Annotated in this window: 10 protein-coding genes; 9 read left to right on the forward strand and 1 reads right to left on the reverse strand. The window is 67.2% G+C overall.

Annotation, left to right across the window (positions count from 1 at the left end; translation table 11 throughout):
• Nucleotides 1–80: 80 nt before the first annotated feature.
• From A7W11_RS06170 to A7W11_RS06190, 5 genes are read left to right on the forward strand one after another with little or no spacing between them, the layout of a single operon-like run.
• Nucleotides 81–950 carry an amidohydrolase family protein gene (locus A7W11_RS06170; protein ID WP_066410097.1) on the forward strand — a complete coding sequence of 290 codons (870 nt, stop codon included), beginning with the start codon at nucleotides 81–83 and terminating at the stop codon, nucleotides 948–950.
• A gap of 41 nt (nucleotides 951–991) precedes the next feature.
• Nucleotides 992–1,543 carry a carboxymuconolactone decarboxylase family protein gene (locus A7W11_RS06175; RefSeq protein WP_066410099.1) on the forward strand — a complete coding sequence of 184 codons (552 nt, stop codon included), beginning with the start codon at nucleotides 992–994 and terminating at the stop codon, nucleotides 1,541–1,543.
• Between the two features lie 60 nt (nucleotides 1,544–1,603).
• Entirely contained in the window at nucleotides 1,604–2,404 is an 801-nt protein-coding gene (locus A7W11_RS06180) for an SDR family NAD(P)-dependent oxidoreductase (RefSeq protein ID WP_066410106.1), read from the forward strand.
• Nucleotides 2,388–3,341, forward strand: a complete 954-nt coding sequence (locus A7W11_RS06185) for an SMP-30/gluconolactonase/LRE family protein (protein ID WP_066410108.1) — start codon at nucleotides 2,388–2,390, stop codon at nucleotides 3,339–3,341. Before A7W11_RS06180 ends, A7W11_RS06185 begins: the two co-directional genes overlap by 17 nt.
• 45 nt (nucleotides 3,342–3,386) lie before the next feature.
• Nucleotides 3,387–4,349: a Bug family tripartite tricarboxylate transporter substrate binding protein gene (locus tag A7W11_RS06190; RefSeq protein ID WP_066410109.1), complete on the forward strand. Its 963-nt coding sequence runs from the start codon at nucleotides 3,387–3,389 to the stop codon at nucleotides 4,347–4,349.
• A 120-nt stretch (nucleotides 4,350–4,469) separates the two neighbouring features.
• Here A7W11_RS06190 and A7W11_RS28250 read toward each other — a convergent pair whose 3' ends face one another.
• Nucleotides 4,470–4,796, reverse strand: coding sequence for a hypothetical protein (locus tag A7W11_RS28250; RefSeq protein ID WP_162270245.1), 327 nt, complete (start codon nucleotides 4,794–4,796; stop codon nucleotides 4,470–4,472).
• Here A7W11_RS28250 and A7W11_RS06195 point away from each other — a divergent pair.
• The 4 genes from A7W11_RS06195 (at nucleotide 4,795) to A7W11_RS06210 (ending at nucleotide 7,347) form a co-directional block, all read left to right on the forward strand.
• Nucleotides 4,795–5,391 (forward strand): 4'-phosphopantetheinyl transferase family protein, encoded by a 597-nt coding sequence (locus A7W11_RS06195; protein WP_162270246.1) that lies wholly within the window; start codon nucleotides 4,795–4,797, stop codon nucleotides 5,389–5,391. The two genes, A7W11_RS28250 and A7W11_RS06195, sit on opposite strands and share 2 nt — an antisense overlap.
• Nucleotides 5,392–5,724: 333 nt before the next feature.
• Nucleotides 5,725–6,219 (forward strand): sigma-70 family RNA polymerase sigma factor, encoded by a 495-nt coding sequence (locus A7W11_RS06200; RefSeq protein WP_235816813.1) that lies wholly within the window; start codon nucleotides 5,725–5,727, stop codon nucleotides 6,217–6,219.
• Nucleotides 6,220–6,356: 137 nt separating this feature from the next.
• The gene (locus A7W11_RS06205) at nucleotides 6,357–6,599 is read left to right on the forward strand and encodes an MbtH family protein (protein WP_066410112.1); all 243 of its coding nucleotides are present in this window, start codon (nucleotides 6,357–6,359) and stop codon (nucleotides 6,597–6,599) included.
• 4 nt (nucleotides 6,600–6,603) lie between these two features.
• Nucleotides 6,604–7,347, forward strand: coding sequence for a thioesterase II family protein (locus A7W11_RS06210; RefSeq protein WP_156523004.1), 744 nt, complete (start codon nucleotides 6,604–6,606; stop codon nucleotides 7,345–7,347).
• The last annotated feature ends 49 nt before the right edge of the window (nucleotides 7,348–7,396 follow it).

The raw sequence follows: 7,396 nt of genomic DNA on the forward strand, positions 1-7,396 counted from the left end.
TCAGAAGTCAGCTTTGCGCCATTGCCGCGGCGGCGCGGGCTGCGGATGATGCGGGGATTCCCATTTCTTTGCCGCCTTCCATGCCCGATTGCGCACCGCCGCTCGCCACGATCACCCCGCCCAGCCAGGCGCTGCCGGCGGGCGCCTGCGACACGCATTTCCACGTGTTCGGCCCGGCGCACGTATTCCCGTATGCCAAAGGCCGTCCCTATACGCCGCCGGATGCGCCGTTCTCCCAGGCGCGGCAGTTGCATCGGCAACTGGGATTCACGCGCGGCGTGATCGTGCATCCGGGCTGCCACGGCTACGACCTGGCGCCCACGCTGGATGCGCTGGAGCAAGGGCAGGGCCAATACCGTGCGGTGGCTCTGCTGCCGCCCGAGGTGGACACGGCGCGCATCGCCGAACTCGACCGGCTGGGCGTGCGCGGCGTGCGCTACAACTTCGTGGCCCATCTGGCCAATGGCGGATGGGACGAGCTGGCGGCGATGGCGCCGCGCATCGCGCCGTTCGGCTGGCACCTGTGCGTGCATTCCGACCAGGCCTCGCTGCCCGGCCTGTTGCCGAAGCTGAAGGCCCTGGGCGTGCCGTTCGTGATCGATCACATGGGGCGCGTGGCGGCGAAGCAGGGCGTGGCCAGCGAGGCCTTCCAGGCGCTGCTGGCGCTGCAAGGCCACCCGGGCGCGTGGGTGAAGATCTCCGGCCTGGACCGCGTGTCCAGCCAGGCTACGCGTCCCTTCGGCGACGGCGAGGCGCTGGTGTCCGCGCTGCTGGACGCGATGCCCGGACAACTGCTGTGGGGCACCGACTGGCCCCATCCCAACGTGGCGGGCGACATGCCGGACGACGGCGAACTGCTCAACACCTTCCTGCGCCTGTGTCCCGATGACGGGATGCGGCGCCGCATATTGGTGGACAACCCGCACGCCTTGTACCGCTTCGCGCCGTAGACCGTGCGGCGGCTTCAATAAAAGATAAAGGAGACCGACTCATGCCCCGTTTGAATGCGCCCGACGTCGCGCAGATGTCCGAGCACCAGCGCCGTGTGTACGACGCCATCGCCAGCGGCCCGCGTGGCCGTGTGCGTGGGCCCCTGGCGGTCTGGCTGAATCGTCCCGGGCTGGCCGAGCATGCCCAGGCGCTGGGCCAGTACTGCCGCTACGACTCCAGCCTGGAGCCGCGCCTGTCCGAACTGGCCATCCTGACGATGGCGGCCTGGTGGCGTTCGTCCTTCGAATGGTGGGCGCACCATCCCATCGCCTTGAAGGCGGGGCTGGACGCGCGAGTGGCCGAACAGGTCCGCCTGGGCGACGCGCCGGTCTTCGAGAAAGAGGACGAGTCGGTGGTCTACCGCTTCGTGCAGGCGCTGCTGGAGACGCGGCAGGTGCCCGATGCCCTGTACCAGGAAGCGGTGCGGGTGCTGGGCGAGCCGCGCGTGGTGGACCTGGTGGGCATCGCCGGCTACTACACGCTGATCTCGATGACGATCAACGTCTTCGAGGTGCTGCCGGACGACGGCAGCACGGTGACGTTCGGACGCTGAGTCCGAAGCAGGGCGTCGGCGATGCGCCGGCGATACGAACGATAACGAGGAGCACACATCATGACGGGCCGTTTGCAGGGCAAGGTGGCGATCATCACCGGCGCGGGCAGCGTGGGGCCGGGCTGGGGCAATGGCCGGGCCATCGCCTATCGTTTCGCGCAAGAGGGCGCGAAGATCTTCGCGGTGGACATGAACCCCGACGCCATGGAAGAGACCGTGGCGCGCGTGCGCGAGGCGGGCGGCGAGATACGGACCTGGCGGGCGGACGTCACGTCCTCCGATGCCGTGCGCGATCTGGTGCAGGCCTGCGTGGACGCCTGGGGCCGTGTCGACATCCTGGTCAACAACGTGGGCGGGTCGCGCAAGGGCGGCCCGGTCGGCCTGGACGAAGCCGCCTGGAACCAGCAGATCGACTTCAACCTGAAAAGCGTCTACCTGGGCTGCCGCCACGTGCTGCCCCTGATGGAAGCACAGGGCGGCGGGGCCATCGTCAACATCGCGTCGACGTCGGGCATCCGCTGGACCGGCTCGGCGCAGGTGGGCTATGCCAGCGCCAAGGCGGGCGTGATCCAGTTGTCGCGCGTGGTGGCGCTGGAATACGCCAAGAAGAACATCCGCTGCAACACGGTGATCCCGGGGCAGATGCACACGCCCATGGTCGAGGTGCGGCTGGCCGGCCAGCGTGCCGGCGGCGACGTCGAGACCTTGCTGGCGCAGCGCCAGGCGCGCATACCGCTGCCCTTCATGGGCGACGGCATGGATACCGCGAATGCCGCGCTGTTCCTGGCCTCGGACGAGGCGCGCTTCATCACCGCCACCGAGATCGTCGTCGATGGAGGCATGAGTGCACGCTGCGACTGATTCCCCGGCACCGGGGCGCTATCCGGATCCGGCCGTCATCGCGCTGGACCCGCGCTTCGAGAAGCTGGTGCTGCCGCTGGCGGCGGTCGAGCGCCTGGCCACCGGCTGCCGCTGGGCCGAGGGCCCCGTGTGGTTCGGCGATGGCCGCTACCTGCTGTGGAGCGACGTGCCCAACGACCGCATCATGCGCTGGGACGAGGTCAGCGGGCAAAGCCACGTGTGGCGCCATGCGTCGAACTACGCCAACGGCAATACGCGCGACCGGCAGGGCCGGCTGGTGACCTGCGAGCACCTGGGCCGGCGCGTGACGCGCACCGAGCACGACGGCCGCATCACCGTGCTGGCCGACCACTACGACGGCAAGCGGCTGAACTCGCCCAACGACGTGGTGGTGAAGTCGGATGGCTCGATCTGGTTCACCGATCCGCCGTTCGGCATCATCGGCTACTACCAGGGCGAGCGCGCGCCGCAGGAACTGCCCGCCGCGGTCTACCGCATCTGCCCCGGCAGCGGCGCGATAACCAAGGTGTGCGACACCATCGATGGTCCCAACGGGCTGGCGTTCTCGCCCGACGAATCGAAGCTGTACGTCATCGAATCCCGCGCGCGTCCACGCAACATCGTGGCCTGCGACGTGCGGGACGATGGCCGCGCGCTGGGCGAGCCGCGCGTGCTGGTCGATGCGGGGCCGGGCACGCCCGACGGCTTCCGGGTCGATATCGAAGGCAATCTGTGGTGCGGCTGGGGCATGGGCACGCCGGAGCTGGACGGCGTGCACGTGTTCTCGCCGCAGGGCGAGCGGCTGGGCCGCATCGCCTTGCCCGAACGCTGCGCCAACCTGGCCTTCGGCGGCAAGCACCGCAACCGGCTGTTCATGGCGTCCTGCACATCCATCTATTCCCTGTTCGTCAACACCCAAGGGGCCACGCCCCTTTGATGCGCGCGCGCATCCATCAATAAGTAAACAAAGAGGAGAGAAACCATGCATAAGCGAATGTTGAAGTGCCTGGCGGCAGGACTGCTGAGCCTGGCCGGCCTGGCCGGCGCGCAGGCGCAGACCCCCACCAGCCTGGTGGTGGCGTTCCCGGCGGGCGGCCCGGCCGATTCGCTGGCGCGCATCGTGGCGCAGCAGCTGGAGAAGGCGCTGAAGCACCCCGTGCTGGTCGAGAACAAGCCCGGCGGCAACGGCGCCATCGCCGCGACCTACGTGGGCCGCGCGCGTCCCGATGGGCAGACGCTGTTCCTGAGTTCCGTGGGCGCCATCTCGATCAATCCCGGCCTGTATCCCAAGCTGATCTACGATCCCATCAAGGATTTCGCGCCGATCTCGCTGCTGGTGTCGGTGCCCGAGGTGCTGATCGTGGGCGAGAGCAGCCCGATCAAGACCGCCAAGGACTTCGTGGCCCGCGCCAAGAGCGACGGCCTGTCGATGGCCTCGTCAGGCGTGGGCAGCATGCCGCACATGGCCATCGTGCAGTTGAAGAAGGCCACGGGCGCCAACCAGATCCTGCACGTGCCGTACAAGGGCGCCGCGCCCGCCATCACCGACACCATCGGCGGGCAGGTGGCCGGTTTCATCGGCGACGTGTCGGGCCTGATGCCGCAGATCAAGGCGGGCAAGGCGCGCGCGCTGGCGATTGCCGCGCCGCAGCGCTCGGGGGTGTTGCCCGAGGTGCCGACTTTCGACGAACTGGGCATTGCCAATGTGTACGCCAACAACTGGTATGGCTTGTTCGCGCCCAAGGGCACGCCGCCCGAGAAGATCGCTGAGTTGAACAGGATGGTGGCCACGCTGATGGCCTCGCCCGAGATGAAGGCCTATGCCCAGGCCACGGGCGTGGAGCTTTCGCCGACGACGCCGGAGAAGTTCGCCGAGATCGTGCGGGACGACATGAAGAAGTGGGGCGAGTTGAGCAAGGCGGAAGGCATACAGATGGAAAACTGAGATCCGGCGTGACCGGATGACGACAAACATGCGCATACGGGCTCCTCGGGGAGCCCGTATGCTTGGTCGGGCAGGTGCGCCCACCGATGGCGGGACAATTCCGTGTGTATGAACGAAAATTCAGGCACTGCGTTGGCGCGTGGCGAGCGGGTTAAATTGCGAGCGGGTTAAAAAGCGGTTTCTCTTTTCCTGAAAAACTGCGTCGTCTGTTTTAATGTGTCCCTCTAAATGCCGAATTCGATTTTCTTCGCTTTTCCAATTGAAAGAATAAATTTCCGAATCGGCCGGCAAGGCAATACTCGTGCTTGATGCCTTGAGAAACCCGCTGGCCTTGCCCTCGTGGGTCAGTATGTCCGCGCTGCCGATTGCGCCCCAGCGTATTGCCCAGGCCCTCCAGACGCTTTGCCCGCAGGCCGGCGCCACGCTGGCCGGGATGACGGCCAGCATGGCCGACAAGCGCCGCAACGAGTTCATGGCGGGACGCCTGTGCGCGGCCCAGGCCTTGCTCGATGCCGGAGCGCCGGCCTCGGCGCTGCCGGCGGATCGCATCCTGCGCATCGATGAGCGCTTACCCGTTTGGCCGGCGGGATGGCGGGGCAGCATCAGCCATGCCAGGCACTGGGCGGTGGCTGCGGTGGCCGGGACGACCCATTGTGCGGCCCTGGGCCTGGATCTGCAGGACTTGATCGATACGCACACGATGGCCGACGTACAGTCCATGATCGCCACCGAAGACGAGTGCCGGCGACTGGCGCCCTGGGGCGGCAGGCAGCATGGCCTGACCTTGCTGTTCTCGGCCAAGGAGGCCTTGTACAAGGCCCTGTATCCGCGCCTTCGCGCGTTCCAGGAGTTCGACGCGGCCGAACTGACCGACGCGGGGCCCGCCGCCATCACCCTGACCTTGACGCGCGATTGGGACCGACGGGACTGGCGGGCAGGGCGCTCCGTCGCCGTGCGCTACGCCTGGGCAGACCGCCAGGTATTGACCGTATGCTGCGTGGCGGCCGGCGCGTGGGCAGGCGAGCAACCGTCCGGTCTTTGACCCTGCTGGCAACTCGATATCTTTCCCCGATCCGCCATCGAGGGTTATTATCTTTGGCGATCTTCGACTTTCGCCAAGGTGCGGATTTCGTTTACAGGTGCAATGACACATCGCAGATTCGGTAATTCGATGGTCATTCTCCTCGGTTAATTTCTCTCGGCCGTTCCTGCATTTGCGGGGCGGTTTCCCCGCTGACTTTTCCTGGCCCGCTCCATGCGCACGCGTCCCCCCTGTAGATAGTTTCATCACTGAAAACTACGTAACGGCGTGGTGTGCCCAGCCGTTGCCAGGGAGGCTGTTGTCATGGTGAGGACCGCTGTACAGCGGGAGCTCGTGTCCATTTATTTGGCCAATCGTTCCCATCTCTATCGCATTGCCTACGGCATCGTACGCCGGCCGGAGTGCGCCGAGGACATCGTCCAGGATTCGTACCTGCGCGTGGCCGAACTTTCCCCCGTTGCCGTCGTGAAGCAGCCCTTGCACTACTGCTGCCAGGTCGTGCGCAACCTGGCGCTGGACTATTGCCGGCGCCAGAAGCTCGAACGCATGTATTGCGAGTTCGACGAGCATGCCGAAGCCGCCCTGAGCTATCCCTCGCTGGACATGCCGCACCGCAATGTCGAGAACACCTCGGTGCTGATGGCCGTGGACAGCGCGCTGTCGCGGCTGCCCGAACGCACCCGCAAGGTGTTCGAGATGTACCGCATCGAAGGCAAGACGCAGCGTCAGATCGCTGCCGACACGGGGCGCGCGCTCGGCCTGATCAACGCCCTGATCGCCGATGCGGACCGCTCGCTGGACGGCTGCCGCCAACTGATGGCCAGGTAGTGTCCGGGCCATGGGCGCTGCCGCGCGCCGGGACTGAACACATCGCGCACTGATTCGTCATCCTCAGCAAGCCCGCGTGTCCTTCTGGCGTGTTGCCGCAGGAGCGCGTCGGGCATGCCTATGAGGATGACCCCGCCATGTCCACCAGTTGCTTCGACCGCGAAGACGAGATCTTCATCGTGCTGGTCAATCACGAGGAACAGTATTCGATCTGGCCCCACTGGAAGGCGGTGCCGGGCGGATGGAACGCCGTCGACGGCGTCAAGGGCGACAAGAAGACCGTGCTGGAATTCGTCGAGCGCACCTGGACCGACATGCGCCCGAAGTCGCTGCGCGACTGGATGGCCGGGCAGGCCGCGCCCGCCGGCACGGCGGACTGATCCCGTGACGCAGACCGTCACGCTGTTGTGCCTGCCGTGCGCGGGCGCCAGCGCGGTGATGTACATGCGCTGGCGGCGCCTGTTGCCGGCCTGGCTGCGGCTGGTTCCCGTCGAATTGCCGGGTCGTGGCGCGCGGCTGGCGCAGGCGCCGGCGCGCGATTTCTCCGCCCTGGTCGAGCAGGTCGCACGCGAGCAGGCCGGCGAAATGCAGGGCGACTATGCCTTGTTCGGCCACAGCATGGGTGCGCTGCTGGCCTACGGGCTGGCCAGGCGGCAAGCCGAACGGGGCGGGCCGATGCCCTTGGCGCTGCTGGCCTCGGCCAGCCCGGCGCCAGGACGGCGCGACCCGGCGCGCTATGCGGATCTGCAAGGCGATGCCGCACTGATCGCCGACTTGCGCAAGCAGGGCGGCACGCCTCAGGAACTGTTCGACAGCCCGGAACTGCTGCGCCTGACCCTGGATGTGCTGGCGGCCGACTACGACGTGTGCCGCAGCTTCCAGGATGACGGCGCGCGGGCCTTGCCCGTGCCCGTACATGCCCTGGCGGGACGCGATGACGACATCGAGGCGCACCGGATCGAGGGATGGCCGGCGCTGGGTCAGCCGGGATCGACCATCGACTGGTTCGACGGTCATCACTTTTTCATACGCCAGAACGAGGCGGCGGTGCTGCGGTGCGTGGAGGATCGCCTGGCCGCGGTGCGCCCGTTCCGCCAGGCGGCGCTGCCGGGCTGTGCGCGGGCGTAGCCACGCGCGGATGTAGAGACGGGTGCGCGGGTGCCGCGCGCCGACCACG

Origin of the sequence: Bordetella ansorpii, from assembly GCF_900078315.1 — a bacterium.
Classification (GTDB): Bacteria; Pseudomonadota; Gammaproteobacteria; order Burkholderiales; family Burkholderiaceae_B; genus Bordetella; species Bordetella ansorpii.